The 18,388-nt window shown below is 66.4% G+C and carries 18 protein-coding genes; 7 read left to right on the top strand and 11 right to left on the bottom strand.

Features of this window, described 5'->3' with window-relative positions:
- Position 1: 1 nt before the first annotated feature.
- From AB431_RS11455 to rpsO, 3 genes are all read right to left on the bottom strand, one after another.
- On the bottom strand, positions 2-1,384 hold the full coding sequence (locus tag AB431_RS11455; RefSeq protein WP_200902716.1) for a pitrilysin family protein: 1,383 nt from the start codon (positions 1,382-1,384) through the stop codon (positions 2-4).
- Complete coding sequence (locus AB431_RS11450) at positions 1,362-3,608, bottom strand: polyribonucleotide nucleotidyltransferase (RefSeq protein ID WP_047330021.1); 2,247 nt, start codon at positions 3,606-3,608, stop codon at positions 1,362-1,364. The genes AB431_RS11455 and AB431_RS11450 overlap by 23 nt, the downstream gene beginning before the upstream one ends.
- A 265-nt stretch (positions 3,609-3,873) precedes the next feature.
- Positions 3,874-4,143, bottom strand: a complete 270-nt coding sequence (rpsO, locus tag AB431_RS11445) for a 30S ribosomal protein S15 (RefSeq protein ID WP_047330020.1) — start codon at positions 4,141-4,143, stop codon at positions 3,874-3,876.
- Positions 4,144-4,320: 177 nt separating this feature from the next.
- Between rpsO and AB431_RS11440 the strand changes: the two genes are divergently transcribed.
- Positions 4,321-4,659, top strand: a complete 339-nt coding sequence (locus AB431_RS11440) for a helix-turn-helix transcriptional regulator (protein ID WP_047330019.1) — start codon at positions 4,321-4,323, stop codon at positions 4,657-4,659.
- Positions 4,659-5,144, top strand: coding sequence for an SRPBCC domain-containing protein (locus AB431_RS11435; RefSeq protein WP_047330018.1), 486 nt, complete (start codon positions 4,659-4,661; stop codon positions 5,142-5,144). The genes AB431_RS11440 and AB431_RS11435 overlap by 1 nt, the downstream gene beginning before the upstream one ends.
- Before the next feature lie 3 nt (positions 5,145-5,147).
- Here AB431_RS11435 and AB431_RS11430 read toward each other — a convergent pair whose 3' ends face one another.
- Positions 5,148-6,125, bottom strand: coding sequence for a bifunctional riboflavin kinase/FAD synthetase (locus AB431_RS11430; RefSeq protein ID WP_047330017.1), 978 nt, complete (start codon positions 6,123-6,125; stop codon positions 5,148-5,150).
- An 80-nt stretch (positions 6,126-6,205) separates the two neighbouring features.
- Between AB431_RS11430 and mntR the strand changes: the two genes are divergently transcribed.
- The gene (gene mntR / locus AB431_RS11425) at positions 6,206-6,910 is read left to right on the top strand and encodes a manganese-binding transcriptional regulator MntR (protein WP_047330016.1); all 705 of its coding nucleotides are present in this window, start codon (positions 6,206-6,208) and stop codon (positions 6,908-6,910) included.
- A 42-nt stretch (positions 6,911-6,952) separates the two neighbouring features.
- Here mntR and truB read toward each other — a convergent pair whose 3' ends face one another.
- The 3 genes from truB to AB431_RS11410 are packed head-to-tail and all read right to left on the bottom strand — an operon-like array spanning position 6,953 to position 9,437.
- Positions 6,953-7,840: a tRNA pseudouridine(55) synthase TruB gene (gene truB, locus AB431_RS11420; protein ID WP_082135645.1), complete on the bottom strand. Its 888-nt coding sequence runs from the start codon at positions 7,838-7,840 to the stop codon at positions 6,953-6,955.
- Positions 7,837-8,505 (bottom strand): 4'-phosphopantetheinyl transferase, encoded by a 669-nt coding sequence (locus AB431_RS11415; RefSeq protein ID WP_047330015.1) that lies wholly within the window; start codon positions 8,503-8,505, stop codon positions 7,837-7,839. The genes truB and AB431_RS11415 overlap by 4 nt, the downstream gene beginning before the upstream one ends.
- The gene (locus AB431_RS11410; protein WP_047330014.1) at positions 8,502-9,437 is read right to left on the bottom strand and encodes a metallophosphoesterase; all 936 of its coding nucleotides are present in this window, start codon (positions 9,435-9,437) and stop codon (positions 8,502-8,504) included. The genes AB431_RS11415 and AB431_RS11410 overlap by 4 nt, the downstream gene beginning before the upstream one ends.
- Positions 9,438-9,508: 71 nt before the next feature.
- Here AB431_RS11410 and AB431_RS11405 point away from each other — a divergent pair, with 71 nt between their 5' ends.
- Positions 9,509-10,069 carry a DUF3558 domain-containing protein gene (locus AB431_RS11405; protein ID WP_047330013.1) on the top strand — a complete coding sequence of 187 codons (561 nt, stop codon included), beginning with the start codon at positions 9,509-9,511 and terminating at the stop codon, positions 10,067-10,069.
- Positions 10,070-10,074: 5 nt separating this feature from the next.
- Positions 10,075-11,754 carry a CocE/NonD family hydrolase gene (locus AB431_RS11400; protein WP_082135644.1) on the top strand — a complete coding sequence of 560 codons (1,680 nt, stop codon included), beginning with the start codon at positions 10,075-10,077 and terminating at the stop codon, positions 11,752-11,754.
- On the opposite strand, the gene AB431_RS11395 is transcribed toward AB431_RS11400, so the two are convergent.
- On the bottom strand, positions 11,713-12,258 hold the full coding sequence (locus AB431_RS11395) for a DUF1802 family protein (RefSeq protein ID WP_047330012.1): 546 nt from the start codon (positions 12,256-12,258) through the stop codon (positions 11,713-11,715). The genes AB431_RS11400 and AB431_RS11395 overlap by 42 nt on opposite strands.
- Positions 12,255-12,551 (bottom strand): DUF2277 domain-containing protein, encoded by a 297-nt coding sequence (locus AB431_RS11390; RefSeq protein ID WP_047330011.1) that lies wholly within the window; start codon positions 12,549-12,551, stop codon positions 12,255-12,257. Before AB431_RS11390 ends, AB431_RS11395 begins: the two co-directional genes overlap by 4 nt.
- 43 nt (positions 12,552-12,594) lie before the next feature.
- On the opposite strand from AB431_RS11390, the gene AB431_RS11385 reads away from it, so the two are divergent.
- Positions 12,595-13,359, top strand: a complete 765-nt coding sequence (locus tag AB431_RS11385) for an enoyl-CoA hydratase (protein WP_047330010.1) — start codon at positions 12,595-12,597, stop codon at positions 13,357-13,359.
- Here AB431_RS11385 and AB431_RS11380 read toward each other — a convergent pair.
- Positions 13,356-15,941 carry a Calx-beta domain-containing protein gene (locus AB431_RS11380; RefSeq protein ID WP_235435882.1) on the bottom strand — a complete coding sequence of 862 codons (2,586 nt, stop codon included), beginning with the start codon at positions 15,939-15,941 and terminating at the stop codon, positions 13,356-13,358. The two genes, AB431_RS11385 and AB431_RS11380, sit on opposite strands and share 4 nt — an antisense overlap.
- Positions 15,942-16,508: 567 nt before the next feature.
- Between AB431_RS11380 and AB431_RS11375 the strand changes: the two genes are divergently transcribed.
- Positions 16,509-17,069, top strand: coding sequence for a class I SAM-dependent methyltransferase (locus AB431_RS11375; RefSeq protein WP_047330009.1), 561 nt, complete (start codon positions 16,509-16,511; stop codon positions 17,067-17,069).
- Here the strand turns inward: AB431_RS11375 and AB431_RS11370 are convergent.
- A complete protein-coding gene (locus AB431_RS11370; RefSeq protein WP_047330008.1) occupies positions 17,066-18,352 on the bottom strand; it encodes a glycosyltransferase in 1,287 nt (428 codons plus the stop codon). The genes AB431_RS11375 and AB431_RS11370 overlap by 4 nt on opposite strands.
- Positions 18,353-18,388: the final 36 nt, after the last annotated feature.

Genomic DNA, 18,388 nt, shown 5'->3' with positions numbered 1-18,388 from the left:
GCTAACTCCTGATCGTCCGAAGTGGCTGTGGCAGAGAACGTTTGGATCTGTGCGGGCCCAGGACGGCGGCTCCGAAGGGCTTGGTCAGCACCTGGCGGGCCACTGCGTTGACCTGGTCGAGAGTGACCGCGTCGATGTGCTCCAACGTGCTGGCCACGCTGCGGTACTCGCCGTAGTTCAGCTCGCTGCGGCCCAAACGGTGCATGCGCGACGCGGAGTCTTCCAGACCCAGCACCAGCCCGCCACGGATAGACCCCTTGGCGATCCGGCACTCCGCTTCGGTGATGCCGTCGCGCGCCACGCCCTCGAGGACTTCGGTGGTCAACCGCACCACCTCGTCGAACCGCTCGGGAAGACACGCCGCATACACCGACAATGCTCCCGCGTCCGAGAAACTGTCAACAGACGAGTACACCGAATAGGCCAATCCGCGGTTCTCCCGAATCTGCTGAAACAGCCGGGAACTCAGGCCGCCGCCCAGGGCGGTGTTGAGCACCGACAAGGCCCATCGCTGCGGCCAGTTGCGACCGGGCACCCGTACCCCGAGCGCCAAATGGGTCTGCTCGGCGTCACGGTTGATCAACTCCAGGCTGGGAGCGCCGGTCAGCCGGCCGGTGCCCTTGCGCGGCGGCAGCGGTCGGCGTCCTTTCACCAAGTGCGGTCCGAAATGCTTGCGCACCAACCGAACGACCTCGTCATGGTCGACATTGCCCGCTACCGCCACGACCATCCGCTCCGGGGTGTACCGGCGCACGTGGAAGGAGTGCAGCTGCGACCTGGTCATCCCGGAGACCGAGTCGACGCTGCCGATCACGGGCCGCCCGACAGGATGGTCGCCGAACATGGCGGTCAGGAACACGTCGCCGAGTGCGTCTTCGGGGTCGTCGTCGCGCATCGCGATCTCTTCGAGGACGACATCGCGTTCCAGTTCGACGTCCTGGGATGCGCACACGCCGTTGAGCACTACGTCGGCCACCAGATCGACGGCCAGCTCGAGATCATCGTCCAGAACGTGAGCGTAGTAACAGGTGTGTTCTTTGGCGGTGAACGCGTTGAGTTCACCGCCGACGGCGTCGACCGATTGAGCGATCTCGACGGCCGTGCGCGTGGGGGTCGCCTTGAACAACAGGTGCTCGAGGAAGTGCGCGGCACCGGCAACAGTCGGGCCTTCATCGCGCGAACCCACGTTGACCCAGACACCTACCGAGGCCGACCGCACCGACGGCACGAATTCGGTGACGACCCGCAGCCCGCCGGAAAGGACCGTGCGCCGCACCGCAACCGGCGCCTCATTGAGCCGCCGGCCGCGGCGAAGTGCAGCTGTGTTGATCCCCGTGTCGCTTCGCTCCTGCCCGCCGGAACTAGCTGCTGGCAGTCGCGGCATCGGCATCCACGGGCGCCGGTGCATCGTCGGGAGCCGCTGCCCCCTCTTCGTCCACCAGGATCAGCGAGATCTTGCCGCGGTTGTCGATGTCAGCGATCTCCACACGGAGCTTGTCGCCGAGCTTGACGACATCCTCGACCTTGGCGATCCGCTTGCCCCTACCCAGCTTCGAGATGTGGACCAGGCCGTCACGGCCGGGCAGCAGCGATACGAAAGCACCGAAATCGGTGGTCTTGACCACGGTTCCGAGGAACCGCTCCCCGACCTTGGGCAGCTGCGGGTTGGCGATCGCGTTGATGCGGTCGATGGCCGCCTGCGCCGACGGACCGTCGGTCGCACCGACGAACACCGTGCCGTCGTCCTCGATCGAGATCGAGGCGCCGGTCTCCTCGGTGATCGAGTTGATCATCTTGCCCTTGGGGCCGATGATCTCGCCGATCTTGTCGATCGGGACCTTGATGGCCGTGACGCGCGGTGCGTACGGGCTCATCTCGTCCGGGGCGTCGATGGCCTCGGCCATGACCTCGAGGATCGTCAGGCGCGCATCCTTGGCCTGCGACAGCGCACCGGCCAGCACCTGCGACGGGATGCCGTCCAGCTTGGTGTCCAACTGCAGTGCGGTGACGAAGTCCTTGGTGCCCGCGCACTTGAAGTCCATGTCGCCGAAGGCATCCTCGGCGCCGAGGATGTCGGTCAGGGTGACGAAGCGACGCTCGCCGTCGACGTCATCGGAGACCAGACCCATGGCGATACCGGCCACCGGCGCCTTCAGCGGCACACCGGCGTTCAGCAGCGACAGCGTCGAGGCGCACACCGAGCCCATCGAGGTGGAACCGTTGGAGCCCAACGCTTCCGACACCTGGCGGATCGCGTACGGGAACTCCTCGACGCTCGGCAGCACCGGAACCAGCGCACGCTCGGCAAGCGCCCCGTGACCGATCTCGCGGCGCTTCGGGGAGCCGACCCGGCCGGTCTCACCGGTCGAGTACGGCGGGAAGTTGTAGTGATGCATGTAGCGCTTTGACGTCTCCGGCCCCAGTGAGTCGATCTGCTGGGCCATCTTGACCATGTCGAGAGTCGTGACACCCATGATCTGGGTCTCGCCACGCTCGAACAGCGCGCTGCCGTGCGCCCGCGGGATGATGGCGACCTCCGCCGACAGGGCGCGGATGTCGGTGACACCGCGACCGTCGATGCGGAAGTGGTCGGTCAGGATCCGTTGGCGCACAAGCTTCTTGGTCAGCGAGCGGTAGGCCGCGCCGATCTCCTTCTCGCGCCCGGCGAATGTCTCGCTGAGCTCGCCGAGGACCTCGTTCTTGATCTCGTCGGTGCGCTCGTCGCGCTCGTGCTTGCCGGCGATGGTGAGCGCCTGCGCAAGCGAGTCGCCTGCCACGTGCGCAACGGCCGCGTACACGTCGTCCTGGTAATCAGGGAACAGCGGGTAGTCGGCGACCGGCTTGGCAGCCTTGTCCGCCAACGCCTTCTGTGCATCGCACAGTGCGGCGATGAACGGCTTGGCGGCTTCGAGGCCCTCGGCCACGACGGCTTCGGTGGGCGCGCCGGCGCCACCGGCAACCAGCTCGATCACATTCTCGGTGGCCTCGGCCTCGACCATCATGATCGCGACGTCGTCACCGGCCTTGCGGCCCGCCACGACCATGTCGAACACGGCGGATTCGAGCTGCTCGACGGTGGGGAACGCAACCCACTGGCCGTCGATCAGGGCGACGCGCACGCCGCCGACCGGGCCGGAGAACGGCAGACCGGAAATCTGGGTGGACGCCGACGCGGCGTTGATCGCCAGCACGTCGTACAGATCTTTGGGGTCCAGGCTCAGGATGGTGACCACGACCTGGATCTCGTTGCGCAGGCCCGAGACGAAGGTCGGACGCAGCGGACGGTCGATGAGCCGGCAGGTCAGGATCGCGTCGGTGGAGGGACGGCCTTCGCGGCGGAAGAACGACCCGGGGATACGCCCGGCGGCGTACATCCGCTCCTCGACGTCGATCGTGAGCGGGAAGAAGTCGAAGTGATCTTTGGGGGTCTTGCTGGCGGTGGTCGCACTCAGCAGCATGGTCTCGTCGTCGAGGTAGGCGACAACGGAGCCGGCGGCCTGCTGCGCAAGCCGGCCGGTCTCGAAACGTACGGTGCGGGTGCCGAAGCTCCCGTTGTCAATGACGGCGGTCGATTCGAATACGCCTTCGTCGATTTCAGCTACAGACATAGAAGTCCGTTCAGCCTTTCTGATTTCACTGTTCAGCTGTTTCGCGTCATCACAGGTGAATCCAGTCGGCTACGGCCGTCGATCGAAGCGGCCGGGCGCTCCCCAATCGTTTGGGGCCCGGCAGCCACTACCGAAGACCGCCCGATCAGGGAAGCTTCGCGTGTGACACGCAGGAACGGGACACGCGGATATGCATGCACCGCACCCGTTGTTCGAGCCGGAATCCGGCTCGCAACGCCCCTATGTTACACGGCGGGTCTTGGCCTCAGCGGCGAAGACCGAGGCGCTCGATCAGCGAGCGGTACCGCGCGACGTCGAGGTCGGCAACGTACTTGAGCAGTCGGCGACGGCGGCCGACCAGCAACAGCAGCCCACGTCGCGAGTGGTGGTCGTGCTTGTGCTGCTTGAGGTGCTCGGTGAGGTCGGCGATGCGCTTGGTCAGCAGCGCCACCTGGGCTTCCGGCGAACCGGTGTCGGTCCCGTGCAGACCGTACTGGCCCAGGATTTCTTTTTTCTGCTCGGCGGTAAGCGCCACGAATACATCTCCATCAATCGGTGCCGCGTGGGAATCAAGTGGGGAAATACGTGGGCCGCCGCGGACCGCAGCACCGCCGTATCGATGACCGACTCTAGCAGCGTGAGCACCGCGAACCGAAATCGCGACTGGTCAACCCCTTGACAACATACAACCAATTGGTTGTATGTTGTCGGTGTGACCGTGGATCTGGAGGACCGGGCGGACGCCCTCTTCCATGCGCTCGCCGACCGGACCCGCCGCGACATCATGCGGCGGGCGCTGGCCGGCGAGCACTCGGTCTCTGCACTCGCGCTGAAGTACGACATGAGCTTTGCCGCGGTGCAGAAGCACGTCGCCGTGCTGGAGAAGGCCGGACTGCTCGTCAAGCGGCGCCATGGCCGTGAGCAATTGGCCAGCGGCGACGTGACGGCCGTGCAATCGGTGGCGGCCATGCTCACCGAACTCGAAGAGGTCTGGCGCGGCCGGATCGCACGCATCGACGAACTCATCGCATCCGAGAAGGAGAACGACTAATGCCCGTCACCGACGTCCAGCACGATCTGGAGAACCTGACGCTGACCATCACCGCCGACTTCGCGGCGCCGGTACAGCGGGTGTGGCAGATCTACGCCGACCCGCGTCAGCTGGAGAAGGTATGGGGACCGCCGTCGCACCCGGCGACGTTCGTCGACCACAGCCTGACCCCCGGCAGCCGGGTCACCTACTTCATGACCGGCCCGGACGGCGAGAAGTACGCCGGGTATTGGGACATCACCAGCGTCGACGAACCGACGAGCTTCGCCTTCCTCGACGGCTTTGCCGACGCCGATTTGAACCCGAATCCCGACATGCCGGTTTCGGAGAACACCTACACCTTTTCCGAGCACGAGGGCGGCACGCGTGCTGTCTACGTCGCCAAATTCGCGTCCGCCGAAGGCCTTCAGCAGGTGCTGGAGATGGGCGTGGTCGAGGGCTCGACGTCGGCGATCAACCAGATCGACGAGCTGCTCGCGTCGTAAGCGTCAGTCCTGCGCCGACAGAATCGCGCGCGCCTTCTCGGTGTCTTTGCCCATCGCCTCGACGAGGTCGCTCACCGAATCGAACTTGAGCTGGCCGCGAAGCCGCGCGACGAAGTCGACTGCGACGTGCTGGCCATAGAGATCGGCGGCGGTGTCCAGGACGAACGCCTCGACGGTGCGGGTGCGTCCGGAGAACGTCGGGTTGGTTCCGACTGAGACCGCGGCCTGATACCGCTCCCCCGGGGTCACCGAACCGGTGACGGGGCCGTGCCCCAGCACGGTGAACCACGCCGCGTAGACGCCGTCGGCCGGGATGGCGGAGTACATCGGCGGCGCGACGTTCGCGGTCGGGAAACCCAGCACCCGGCCACGCCCGTCGCCGCGCACCACCACGCCTTCGACGCGGTGCGGACGGCCCAGCGCCTCGGCGGCTGCGACCACGTCGCCGGCGTCGACGCACGAGCGGATGTATGTCGAGGAGAAGGTGACCGTTTCGCTCTGGTGATGTTCGGCGACCAGCGACATACCCTCGACGGCGAAGCCGAATCGTTCCCCGGCCTTGCGCAGGGTGCCGACGTTGCCGGCCGCCTTCTTGCCGAAGGTGAAGTTCTCCCCGACGATCACCTCGACGACGTGCAGCCGCTCCACCAGCAGTTCGTGGATGTAGCGATCCGGGGTGAGCTTCATGAAATCGGTGGTGAACGGCACGACGAGAAAGACGTCGATCCCCAGCTCCTCGGCCAGTTCAGCGCGCCGGGTCAACGTGGTCAGCTGGGCTGGGTGACTGCCCGGGAACACCACTTCCATCGGGTGCGGATCGAAGGTCATCAGCACCGCAGGCACTCCCCGCGAGCGGCCGGCCTTGACCGCTCGCGCGATCAGTTCGGCGTGCCCGCGGTGGACACCGTCGAAGACGCCGATGGTCACCACACATCGGCCCCAGTCCGAGGGGATCTCGTCCTGTCCGCGCCAACGTTCCACGACGGCAAGCCTACGGCGCGCCGCCCCGGTGGGACACGCTAGATCCCCAGATCAGGTGATGATTGCCTAAACTTTCGGATGTGAGTCCTGACGGTAGCCCCAACCCGGGAGTAGAAGACCTGACGACGGTCGCCCAGGACTACCTCAAGACCATCTGGTCGGCCCAGGAGTGGTCGCTGGAAAAGGTCAGTACCAAGTTGCTGGCCGAGCGCATCGGAGTGTCAGCCAGCACCGCCTCGGAGTCGATCCGCCGGCTGGCCGACCAGGGCCTGGTAGATCACGAGAAGTACGGCGCGGTGACACTGACCGAGCGCGGGCGGCTCGCGGCGTTGGCGGTGGTCCGACGGCACCGGCTGCTGGAGACGTTCCTCATGCAGGAGCTCGGCTACAGCTGGGACGAGGTGCACGACGAGGCCGAGATCCTCGAACACGCGATCAGCGACATGATGCTCGACCGGATCGACGCCAAGCTCGGCCACCCGACCCGCGACCCGCACGGCGACCCGATCCCCGCCGCCGACGGGCGAGTCCCCACCCCGCCGGCCCGCCAGCTCTCGGCGTGCGTCGACGGTGAACTGGCCACGGTGGCCCGCATCTCCGATGCCGATCCGGAGATGCTGCGTTATTTCGACACCGTCGGCATCAGCCTGGACTCGCGCCTGCGCGTGCTGGCCCGGCGCGACTTTGCCGGCATGATTTCGGTTTCGGTCGAATCATCCGACGGTGCAGCGAACACCGTCGACTTGGGAAGTCCTGCCGCCCAAGCCATTTGGGTCGTCGGCTAACGCTGCGTTCGCCTACGCCCACGAGCTACTGACTAAAGTGACCTACAGCGTCGCGGGCCTGATCACCACCACCGATTTGGTGCGTGGACCGCGATCCTCCAGCAGCGCGATCACTCGGCCCTCGGAATCGGTTGCGGCATAGACCCCGTCGATCCCCGCGGGAGTCAGCGGACGGCCATGGCCGGCGTCGTCGGCTTCGGCGTCGGTGATGTCGCGGCGCGGGAACGCGAGCAGGCAAGCCTCGTCCAACGAGTAGCTGAGGGCTGGTTGTTCGGCTAACTCGTCCAGCGAGCGGGAGTGATCGAGCCCGTACCCGCCGACGCGGGTGCGGCGCAACGCCGTCAGGTGTCCCCCGCCGCCCAGACTGTCGCCGAGATCGCGGGCCAGCGCCCGGATGTAGGTGCCCGAAGAACAGTCCACCTCCACATCGAGGTCGACGAACTCCCCGTCGCGCCGAGTGTCCAGCACGTCGAAACGGTCGATGCGGACCTGACGCTCAGCGAGCTCAACCTCCTGGCCTTCGCGCACCAGCTGGTAGGCCCGCTTGCCGCCGATCTTGACCGCGCTGACCGCTGATGGCCGCTGCGAGATCTTGCCGCGCAACTTCGCGATGCCGGCCTGGATCTGATCGTCAGTAACCTCGGCCGCCGATATCTCTTGCAGGACTTCACCTTCAGCGTCATCGGTGGTAGTGGATTGACCCAGCCGGATAGTGGCGGCGTACGACTTCGAGGTTGCGGTCAGCAGGCCCAGGATCTTGGTGGCCCGTTCGATTCCGATGACCAAAACTCCAGTGGCCATCGGGTCCAGGGTGCCGGCGTGGCCGACTCTGCGGGTGCCGAATATCCGGCGGCAGCGTCCCACTACGTCGTGGCTCGTCATACCGCCGGGCTTGTCGACGACCACGATGCCAGGCTGCGGGAGACTCACAGCACGATGGCCGTCAACACGAGTCCGCCACCCACCGACCAGCGGCCGGCCAGCTCCTTCAGCGGCGGACCGGAGCGTGCGGCCGGGTCGATCAGAATCCGGGACACGAACGTTCCGCTGACACCGGTGGGGTCGACATCGAATGTGATGTGGGCGTCCTCGAACCCCAACCAGCGCTCGGTCAGCGGAAACCACACCTTGTATGTTGCCTCCTTGGCGCAGAACAGGATTCGGTCCCAGTTGAGGCCGCCCGGCAGCGCACTGATCTCATAGCGCTCGGCAGGCAGGCTGATCGCATTGAGCACCCCGTCCGGCAGTACGCCATGCGGCTCGGCATCGATCCCGACCGAGCGCACCGCAGACGTCCGCCCGACCACCGCACCGCGGTATCCCTGGGTGTGGGTCAAACTGCCCACGACGCCGTCGGGCCAGCACGGTTGACCCTTGTCGCCCTTGAGGATTGGCGCCGGCGGAAAGCCAAGCTGTCCCAGCGCGACGCGCGCGCAATGACGCACAGTGACGAATTCGTTGCGCCGCTTGGCCACTGATTTGGCGATCAGCGGCTCTTCCTCGGGCAGCGGCGCCAGATCCGGCGGGTCATCGTAGGCTTCGGCGTACACCAGCTCAGCGAGATCGGGCAGCACCGCCCGCATGAGCTCGCTCATTCGCGCCGACTACGCAGACGCTCGCGCAACTTCGCCGACTGCTCCGCCATCTCCTGGGTGATCACGAAGTGGCCGCCGAAATCGTTCAGATAACCAGGGGCGTACTGGGGGTCAGGCAAAATCTGGCGCAGCCATCGATAGGGCTTGCGGCGCCGCCACTCTCGGGGATAACCGACCGACACCTCCTCGAAGCGCACCCCGTCGTACCAGGTGGTCCGCGGAATGTGCAGGTGCCCGTAGACCGAGCAGGCCGCGTTGTAACGGGTGTGCCAGTCCGCGGTCTCAGTGGTTCCGCACCACAGGGAGAATTCGGGAAAGAACAGCACATCGCAGGGCTCGCGGCGCAACGGGAAGTGGTTGACCAGCACGGTCGGATTCATCCAGTCGAGATCTTCGAGCCGGCTCCTGGTGTAGCGCAACCGATCCCGGCACCACGCATCACGAGTGGCGTACGGCTCACTGGACAACAGGAACTCGTCGGTCGCGACGACGTTGCGCTCCCGGGCGATCGCGAGGCCCTCGGCCTTGGTCGTCGCCCCCGCGGGCAGGAACGTGTAGTCGTAGAGCAGGAACATCGGCACGATCGTCGCCGGACCACCCTGCTCGGTCCACACCGGGAAGGGATGCTCCGGTGTGACGATGCCCATCTCGTCACACATGTTGACCAGATAGTCGTAGCGGGCGCGGCCGAACACCTGGACCGGGTCTTTGCCGGTGGTCCACAGCTCGTGGTTGCCCGGGACCCAGATCACCTTGGCGAAGCGCCGGCGTAGCAGATCCAGCGACCACCGGATGTCGTCGGTGCGCTCCGCGACGTCACCGGCGACGATCAGCCAGTCGTCCGGCGTCGAGGGGTACAGCGATTCGGTGACCGGCTTATTGCCGGTGTGACCCGTGTGCAGGTCACTGATCGCCCAGAGCGTGGGTGCCACAACATGCCAGCCTACTTGCGCACGTCCGGTTAGACTCACCAGCGGTCGGGGCTGACCGCAGAGGGGGAGACATGGCCGCCGCAGTGCGCCTCTCCGCCGGCGTACTGGCCGTCGTCGCCGCAGCGCTGATCACCATCCAGACTCCTCCGCCGACCGATTCCGGGCACGCGGGAGTGGAGTTGCGGTCCACCGATGCACCGATCAGCAACGTGATCACCACCACCAACCCCAAGCCGTTCGACCCGTGCAACGACATCCCGCTGGACGTCATCGCAGGTCTCGGCCTCGAGGCCAGCCCGCCGACGCCCATGGAGGGCTGGCGCTGCCAGTACGACGCGGGCAACTACCAGATGGCCGTCGAGCCGATCATCTGGCGGACCTATGCGCAGTCGCTGCCGCCCGACGCGGTGGAGACCGACATCAACGGCCACCGCGCCGCCCAGTTCTGGGTGATGAAGCCGACCGACTGGAACAACCGGTGGTGGTTCTCCTGCATGGTGGTGTTCAAGACCAGCTACGGCGTCATCCAGCAGTCGCTGTTCTACTCCCCCGTGTACTCGAACCCCGATGTCGACTGCATGCAGGAGAACCTGATGCGTGCCCAGCAGCTTTCGCCGCACTACATATTCTGAGAGGTGTGCGCAACAGTCGGCTTCGAAAGTTCGTCGACCGAAACGTCTCCCGCGCCCTCCGAATAACGCCGCCCACCAGGGACTACGCCGTACATCTCGACGTCGAGATCCCGATGCGCGACGGTGCGGTGCTGCGCGCCACGCACTATGCGCCCGAGGGCACGCCGCTGGGCACCATCGTGGTCCGCTGCCCGTACGGTCGCGGCCTGCCCTTCTCGCTGATTCATGCGCGGCTGTACGCCGCCCGGGGCTATCACGTGCTCTTCCAGAGCGTGCGCGGCACGTTCGGTTCCGGTGGCGTCTTCGTGCCGATGATCCACGAGGCCGACGACGCCGCCGACACTGTGGTGTGGCTTCGGCGTCAATCGTGGTTCACCGGCACCTTCGCCACCATCGGACCGTCCTACCTGGGGTTCACCCAGTGGGCGCTGCTGTCGGACCCGCCGCCGGAACTGGTCGCCGCGGTGATCACCGTTGGTCCACACGACTTCCACGCGTCCTCGTGGGGCACCGGCTCGTTCTCACTGAAGGACTTTCTGGGCTGGGCGGATTCAATTGCCCACCAGGAGGAGGCGCTGGTCCGGCAGGTGGTGCTCCAACCTCGTGCCCAACGGAAGCTCGATCAAGCGACCCTCGGCCTTCCGCTCGGCACCGCGGGCCGCGAACTGCTCGGCACCTCGTCACCGTGGTACGAATCGTGGCTCGACCACCCCGATGGCGACGACTCCTTCTGGGACAGCTTGCGGATGACGACAGCTCTGGAGCGCTGCGAGATACCAGTTCTGCTGATCGGTGGGTGGCAGGACCTGTTCCTGGAACAGACCCTCGAGCAGTACCGGCAGCTGCGCGATCGCGGGATAGACGTCGCGATGACGGTCGGACCGTGGACGCACGCGGACATGACTCTGAAAGCGGCCGGCGCCACCGCGGCCGAGACGCTGCACTGGCTCGGTGCGCATCTCGCCGGAATTTCCACCCAGACCCGACGTAGTCCGGTACGGGTATACGTCGGCCATCACGGCTGGCTCGATCTGCCGGACTGGCCGCCGGCCACGGGCAAGGGTCTGCTGTACCTCCAGCCGGGCGGTCGGCTGGCTGCCGCCCCGCCGCCGGCCGATGCGGCACCGTCGACGTTCCGCTACGACCCCGCCGATCCGACGCCCACCGTCGGCGGCCGCCTGCTGTCGCGCAGGAGCGGGTACCGCAACGACGCACCGCTGGCCGAACGCGCCGACGTACTGAGTTTCACCAGCGGACCGCTCGACGCCGACCTGTACGTGCTCGGCGAGCCGGTGATAGAACTCGCCCACCACGCTGACATCGACCACGTCGACGTGTTCGTGCGCATCAGCGAGGTCGATGACCGCGGCCGGTCGCGCAACGTCAGCGACGGCTACCGGCGGCTGAGTGCGCCGGCACAGGGCCCGATCCGCATCGAACTCGACGCCATCGCGCACCGCTTCGCCGTCGGGACCCAGATCCGGGTCCTCATCGCCGGCGGCTCCCACCCCCGCTACGCCCGCAACCTCGGGACCGGTGAACCGGTCCTGACCGGCCGGCGAATGATCCCGTCACTGCACACCGTGCACCACGGGTCCGGCGGGATGTCGAAGCTGATCTTGCCGGCCACGGCGCAGCTGCCGTCAGGCGACGGCGGCGCGAACGCGGGCGGCGATCGCCGCTAGCGCCGCGGAGTCGTGTACCGGCCCAGCCAGGTCGGCGGTCGCGGGAAGCTGCACCCAGCTGGTGCAGCCGCGGTAGTGCGGCTCCCGCGCCAGCTGGATCGGCTCGGTGAGCGGGAAGGCTTGCACCACCAGGACGGTCAGCTGGTGGCGGGGCCGGAAATCCACCCGGTCGGCCTGCACCGATTCGGCAGTCCAGATGTGCAGATCCTCAATGTCGGCCAGGCCTTCGGCATCAGAAACAGCTATGGCGGCAACAACTTTGGCGGCAGCCCTGATGACGATGTGGTCTTCGGTGCTGTCCGGCGCCGCTTCGTCGAGCAGGTCACGATGCTCTGGACGGAGCCGTTCGGCATGGCTGTGCGCGACGGTCGGGAACAACAGGAAGTCGTCGGCCGCCACCGCGAACCGCTTCTCGTGGATGCCGCCCTTGCGAAGGAGCACGGTCTGCCGGCCGTCGAGCAGGGCGTGCACCGCCGCGCTCCACTCCTTGAGGGCCGTGGTCATTTCGCTCTGTCTGATATCGCCTGCCCAGCCGCTGCGGAAAGCCGCGCCCGTACCTCGGGACGGCGCAGCGGCGGAATGGTTTTCGGTGGCTGGCGCCGGGCGGGCAGTTCAGCCAGCAGCCGGGACGTGGTCGCGGCGACTTCCGCGACCGCGATCTCGAAGGCCTCGGCGTTCGCCTCGGACGGCCGGGTGATCCCACTGACTTTTCGTACGTACTGTCGAGCGGCCGCGGTGATCTCTTCGTCGGTGGCCGCCGGCTCCAGGCCGCGCAACTCGGTGATGTTTCGGCACATGACCCCCACGATAGGCGGATCTGCGGGCCGATACGGTGTGCCTATGACCGGCGACGACATCCTGCTCATTGAGACCACCGACCGCATCCGCACGGTCACGCTGAATCGCCCCAATTCGCGCAATGCGCTCTCGTCGGCGCTGCGCAGCCGTTTCTTCGGCGCCCTGCGCGAAGCGGACGCCGATGAAAACGTCGACGTCATCATCGTCACCGGCGCCGATCCGGTGTTCTGCGCGGGGTTGGATCTCAAGGAGCTCGGTGACACCACCGAACTTCCCGACATCTCCCCCAAATGGCCGCCGATGACCAAGCCCGTCATAGGCGCGATCAACGGCGCCGCCGTGACCGGCGGCCTGGAACTCGCGCTCTACTGCGACATCCTGATCGCCTCCGAGCGCGCTCGTTTCGCCGACACCCACGCCCGGGTGGGTCTACTGCCGACCTGGGGCCTGAGCGTGCGGCTGCCACAGAAGGTCGGCGTCGGGCTGGCCCGACGGATGAGCCTGACCGGCGACTACCTGTCCGCCGACGATGCGCTGCGGGCGGGGCTGGTGACCCAGGTCGTCGCGCACGACGAGCTGCTGTCGACCGCTCGAGCGGTGGCCACCTCGATCGTCGGCAACAATCAGAAGGCCGTCCGCGCGCTGCTGGCGTCGTATCACCGCATCGACGAGGACCAGACCGCCTCCGGGCTCTGGATCGAGGCGATGTCCGCCAAGAAGTGGATGGCGGCGACATCCGGTGACGACATCGCCGCCAGCCGGGCCTCGGTGATCGAGCGCGGCCGCAGCCAAGTTACTTCTGGCTAAGTGGCTTTCGCGCTGTTGATGAGGTTCTGCCACTTCGCCAGGGTGCTGGCATCTTTCGCGATGATGTTGCCGATCTGCAGCTGACTCAGTGTCACGCCCTGCAGCGTGTAGGTGTGATTGTTGCCGACGACGGAGATCACGACCGAACCTGACTTCTCGGTGACGTCGAACTCGGTGGGCTGCATCCACACGAAGTCCAGAGTGTCCTTCGCCGGATTGAAACTCACTACCGGATTGCTGCCCCAGCCCCAGGTGATTGTCGTCGTGGTGCCCCCCGTCACCGGGGTGCCGGTGCCCCCGGTGCCCCCGGTACCGCCCGTGCCTCCGGTTCCACCGGTACTGCCGTAGTTGACGACGTTGATCGTGCCGTAGTCGTTGAACACCTTGCTGAATGCACCCTGCGGATCACTCAAGCCGGACGCCCCGGTGCTGGCCTGCCCCAACGTTCCCGGGGTGTCGCGCAGCATCTGCCACATCGACAGCATTCCAATGCCGTTGGCGCGGGCGAAGTCCTCGAGGGCCTGCGCGTCGGCCACAGTGAACACCTCGCTCAGGACGTCGTTGACGCCGAGCATCGGGGTGACGCCGATCTGGCTGTAGCCGAAGCTCTGCCCATACTTGCCATACAGTGATTTCAGCTGGGTATAGGTTGACTGAGCGGATTGAATTGCATACGCGCCCATGGTTTTTGCCCCCGACCCGCTGGTCGGCGCGGCAGACTCGCCGTAGTCCATCGCCATCACGTTGACGCCGTCAAGCTTGACGCCCGCCTTGACCGCCGAGTCGACAACGTTGAGGCCGTCGGCAGTCAGCCCGGTCGGCAGGACCGGCAGCGTGTACCAGATATGTACTTCGGGCTTTTGCTTTTGAAGCAGCGCAAGAGCTTGGCTGTTCAGCGCGATCGACGCCGGATCCGCAACGGCGGCACCTTCGATGTCGAAATCAATGTGGGTGACCCCGTAGGTGTCGATGACCGCGGCGTAGGCGTTGGCGAGTTCCTGCGCGCTCTTACCCTTGGCTGCGTACGCCTGGGCGATGCTCGTGCCCGACGCGCCACCGAACGAGATCATCACGTCGCCGCCGGCCGCTTTGAACGTGGCGATCGAGGTGTTGATGGCGACCGCCTGTTCAGTGGTCGAACCTGGTTCCAGCGCAGCCAATCCCGCCCATGCGAGGTTGCCGTTCTGGTCGGCCTGCATGAAGCCGAGCGTCACCAGCGAGTTGCCGTAAGTCTTCGACAGCGCCAGCAGATTCGGGACCGGCCACGCGCCCATATCGACGTACGGCGCGAAGAAACTCCTACCCCACTGTGCCGTTCCCGTGCCCGTTCCTGGCGTCGTCGCGGTGTCGTCGTTGGTGATCGTGCCGACCGCCGACCCGTCGGAGATGGTGGCGCCGGACGCGTTCGACAGTGTGACAGTGAATGTTTCGGTCGGCTCGACCGTCGTATCACCCAGCACGCCGACGTTGATCACCTGCGACACCACGCCGGGCGTGAATGTGACCGTGCCCGAACCGGCCGTGTAGTCCTGGCCCGCAGTGGCGGTGCCGTTGGCCGTCGTGTAGTTCAGGGTGACCGTGGTGGTCGACGCTTTGGACAGCGTCACCGTGAACGCCATCGAGCCGCTTCCGCTGTTGCCCTCCGCCGCGGTGGCGTCGGCGATCGCGATGCTCGGCAGCACCGGTGCGGCGTCGTCGTTGGTGATGGTGCCCGTCGCGGTGGCTCTCGCGATCGTGGCGCCGGATGGATTCGACAGTGTCACGCTGAACGTCTCGGCCGGCTCGACGGTCGTGTCGCCGAGGACACCGACGTTGACCACCTGCGACACCTGCCCGGCGGCGAACGTCACGGTGCCCGAGCTGGCCGTGAAGTCCTGCCCGGCGGTCGCCGAACCGTTGGCCGTCGTGTAACTCACCGTCACCGGTTTGGTGCTGGCCTTGGACAGCGTGATCGTGAATGCGGCATTGGTCGAGCCGCTGTTGCCTTCGGTCACGGTGGTATCCGCAACCGACACGCTGGGCAGCGCCGTTTGCGCGCCGCTGATCAGCGACTGCCACTTGGCTACCGTGCCCGCGTCTTTGGCGACGATATTGCTCATCGACAGCTGGCCCAGGCTGACGCCCTGCAGCGTGTAGGAGTGGTTGTTGTCGACGACGCCGATCACCACGGACCCCGACCGCTCGACGACGGTGAACTGGTTGGCCTGCATCCATCCGAAGTCGAGTTTGTCGGTGGCCGGATTGAATGGCACTACCGGGTTCGCACCCCACGCCCAGGTGATCGTGGTCGTCGTGCCGGTGGCGGCAGTCGCGTTGGTGCCCGCCGACAGGCTGTGGGTCACCCCGACGGGCAACATCGCCGACACCTGGTTGACGAAGGCCTCGATCTCCCGCCTGACCAGCGCCAGTGCGCCGGTGAGCAATTGCGCCGGGGAGGACGGTAGGCCAGTGCCGGGTGTCAGCCCCAGCAGGGACAGGAATCCCGACACGATGTTCGATGGGCGGATCGCGGCGGCTGCGGCGTGCCGGGCCGGTGTCAGGAGGGCGACGGGCGCGGATGCAGCGGTTGGAGCTGCGGCCACCGCTGGCAAATCCTGATCGGTTGCAGAAGACCCGGCCGTTCCAGTGCCTTGTGCGCCGGGGCTCACCTGGCCACCGACGTCGACCCCCGCGTTGCGCGCAGGTTCCTCTGACGTCGTCACTCGTGAGTCCGCCCGGCTCGCGGCGCCAGGCCGCGTTGCCGAGGTCTGGTGGTTGGACTTCTTCTCGGGATCGTCTGCAGCGTGTCGCTGCTGTGCCGCACGCCGGGATGAAGCGGTGGTACGCGGCCCGGATCGGGGCGAATCGGGCGAATCCGCCGCATCGGTTGCATTCGACGATGTCGCGGAATGCGCGGTCGACCCGGAGTCCGGGCCTTCGGCTGTCGCTGCCGCAGGGTTGCTGGCGACCGCCACACCCAGGCCCATGGCGAACGCGGCGGAACCGATGCGAATTCCAAGATGAGCCGAACCCATGAGACCCCCGTAACGACTTGATGTGTCGACCACGTCATTAATAGCCCACCAATGACGTCAGCGGAAGTAACTCAGCAAAAATCGATACATAGGCGCACAACCTATTTGACGGGCTACTCATTTACGCTTGCCCGCATGAACGAGGCACACGAGGTCTGTGGCAGCGACGAATGGCGGCGGATCATGCGCGAACAGATTCTGCCGTGGGTGCTCGGCGACGCCGACCTCGGGGACGACGTGCTGGAGGTGGGACCGGGTTTCGGTGCCGCCACTGACGTGCTGAGCAAGTCGATGGCCCGCGTGACGTGCGTCGAGATCGACGAGCGGCTGGCAGCCATGCTCACCGACCGGTTCACTGAGGTGTCATCCGTGCGGATCGTCCGCGGCGACGCCACCGCACTGGAGTTTCCCGATGGCCGGTTCTCGGGTGCGGCGTGCTTCACGATGCTGCACCACGTCCCGACCGCCGAGCTGCAGGATCGGTTGTTCGCCGAGGTGGCCCGGGTGTTACGGCCGGGTGCGGCGCTGGTGGCCAGCGACGGCATCGGTGACGATGACATGCAAGCCGCACACGACGGTGATACCTACAACCCGATTGACCCGGCGGGGCTGGCAGACCGGCTGGCCACGGCAGGCTTCGAGCGAATCGACTTGCGCACCAATGACTTCGGCTGGGCGGCAATCGCCTACCGCTAAGACTCGCGGGCTCCAGCACCGACCAGTCCGTCGACGACTTCCGCGAGCTTCGAAAAACCGGGCGCGACAGCCATATCGGCGGCGATACGTTGGCTTGCCTGCCGGTACCGCGGCGAGTTCAACACGTCGAGGATGGCCCCTCGCAGCGCAGCGGGTTGCGGGTACTCAGACCTGATCCGGCGCCCGACACCCGACCAGGCGACCCGCGCGCCGACCTCGGGCTTGTCCTCCTTGCCGCCGGTCGCCACGATGGGCACCCCGTACCGCAGCGCATATTGCACTCCGCCGTAACCGCCGTTGGTGACGTAAACGTCTGTCCGCGGCAACAATTCGTCGTAAGGCAGAAAAGCGGCAGCGCGAGCGTTGGCCGGCAGCGGTGGGAGGCTGTCCACCGGGCGGCCGCCCGTGGACACCACCACCGACACGTCTTCGTCGGCGAGTGCGCGCACGGTGGGGCCGATGAGCTGCCTGTAATCGATGTTGGCGACGGTGCCCTGCGTGACGTGCACGACGGGACGCGTCCCATCCAGCTCGTCCCACCAGGCTGGTAACGGCGCCGCCGAGCCGCTGGCCGACAGCGGACCGGCGAAGTGCAGCTGCGCGGGTGCGTCGGACCGTGGATACTCGAACGCCTCCACGGTGAACTGGACGATCGCATCGAAGTGCCTGCCCCAATTCAGCAGGTGCGATGGCAATCCCGTGCCATGCATCTCACGGTGGAAGCCATCCAGCTTCCGATTGGCTCCGTCCACCACACGCCGGGCGAGCACTGTCAGCGCCGCGTTGCGCTGCCGGTTGAGCCGGCGAGCCGGGGACAGGCCCATCCCGAATGGCGCGGTGTCACGGCTTTGGAAGCCCAACGGTAGAACGCCGCACAGGACGAACGCCGGACGGTCGCAGCGCGGATGCGACGTCAGGAGCGCGGCGCCGTAGAACGCCGGGTCGGTGAGCACGGCATCGGCCGGGCGTTGCCGATGAGCCTCCAGCACCGCGTGGTATTGAGACTTGGCGGGCGTGGCGAAGATGTGCTCGACGTCGAACGCAATAGCTTTGGCGCCCTTCAGTTTCACGCGTTGGGGAAACGTGGAGAGCACCGTCTCGTCGTAATCGGCGTCCGCGGGCAACGGGATGTGGGTGGCGCCGGTCGCCGTCACCTGCTCAGCGAATCGGGCGCCGGTCAGGAACCGCACATCGTCACCGCGGTCGACGAAGTTCCGGGCGACGGCCAGTAATGGTGTGACGTGTCCATGCACCGGCACGCTGGCGATGATGATCGATGACATGCCGCCCCCGGCGTTTGACTCCAGTGGTCTAGTATT

This window comes from Mycobacterium sp. EPa45 (assembly GCF_001021385.1).
GTDB lineage: Bacteria > Actinomycetota > Actinomycetes > Mycobacteriales > Mycobacteriaceae > Mycobacterium.
This window is presented reverse-complemented; position numbering and strand designations above follow the sequence as displayed.

Bases quoted from the DNA above. Each gene is read 5' to 3' on its own strand.
- AB431_RS11415 (WP_047330015.1), bottom strand. From the start codon at position 8,505: ATGAGCGAGCTCATGCGGGCGGTGCTGCCCGATCTCGCTGAGCTGGTG.
- AB431_RS11370 (WP_047330008.1), bottom strand. From the start codon at position 18,352: ATGTCATCGATCATCATCGCCAGCGTGCCGGTGCATGGACACGTCACA.
- AB431_RS11385 (WP_047330010.1), top strand. From the start codon at position 12,595: ATGACCGGCGACGACATCCTGCTCATTGAGACCACCGACCGCATCCGC.
- AB431_RS11390 (WP_047330011.1), bottom strand. From the start codon at position 12,551: ATGTGCCGAAACATCACCGAGTTGCGCGGCCTGGAGCCGGCGGCCACC.
- AB431_RS11450 (WP_047330021.1), bottom strand. From the start codon at position 3,608: ATGTCTGTAGCTGAAATCGACGAAGGCGTATTCGAATCGACCGCCGTC.
- AB431_RS11435 (WP_047330018.1), top strand. From the start codon at position 4,659: ATGCCCGTCACCGACGTCCAGCACGATCTGGAGAACCTGACGCTGACC.
- AB431_RS11395 (WP_047330012.1), bottom strand. From the start codon at position 12,258: ATGACCACGGCCCTCAAGGAGTGGAGCGCGGCGGTGCACGCCCTGCTC.
- AB431_RS11405 (WP_047330013.1), top strand. From the start codon at position 9,509: ATGGCCGCCGCAGTGCGCCTCTCCGCCGGCGTACTGGCCGTCGTCGCC.
- AB431_RS11375 (WP_047330009.1), top strand. From the start codon at position 16,509: ATGAACGAGGCACACGAGGTCTGTGGCAGCGACGAATGGCGGCGGATC.
- AB431_RS11455 (WP_200902716.1), bottom strand. From the start codon at position 1,384: ATGCCGCGACTGCCAGCAGCTAGTTCCGGCGGGCAGGAGCGAAGCGAC.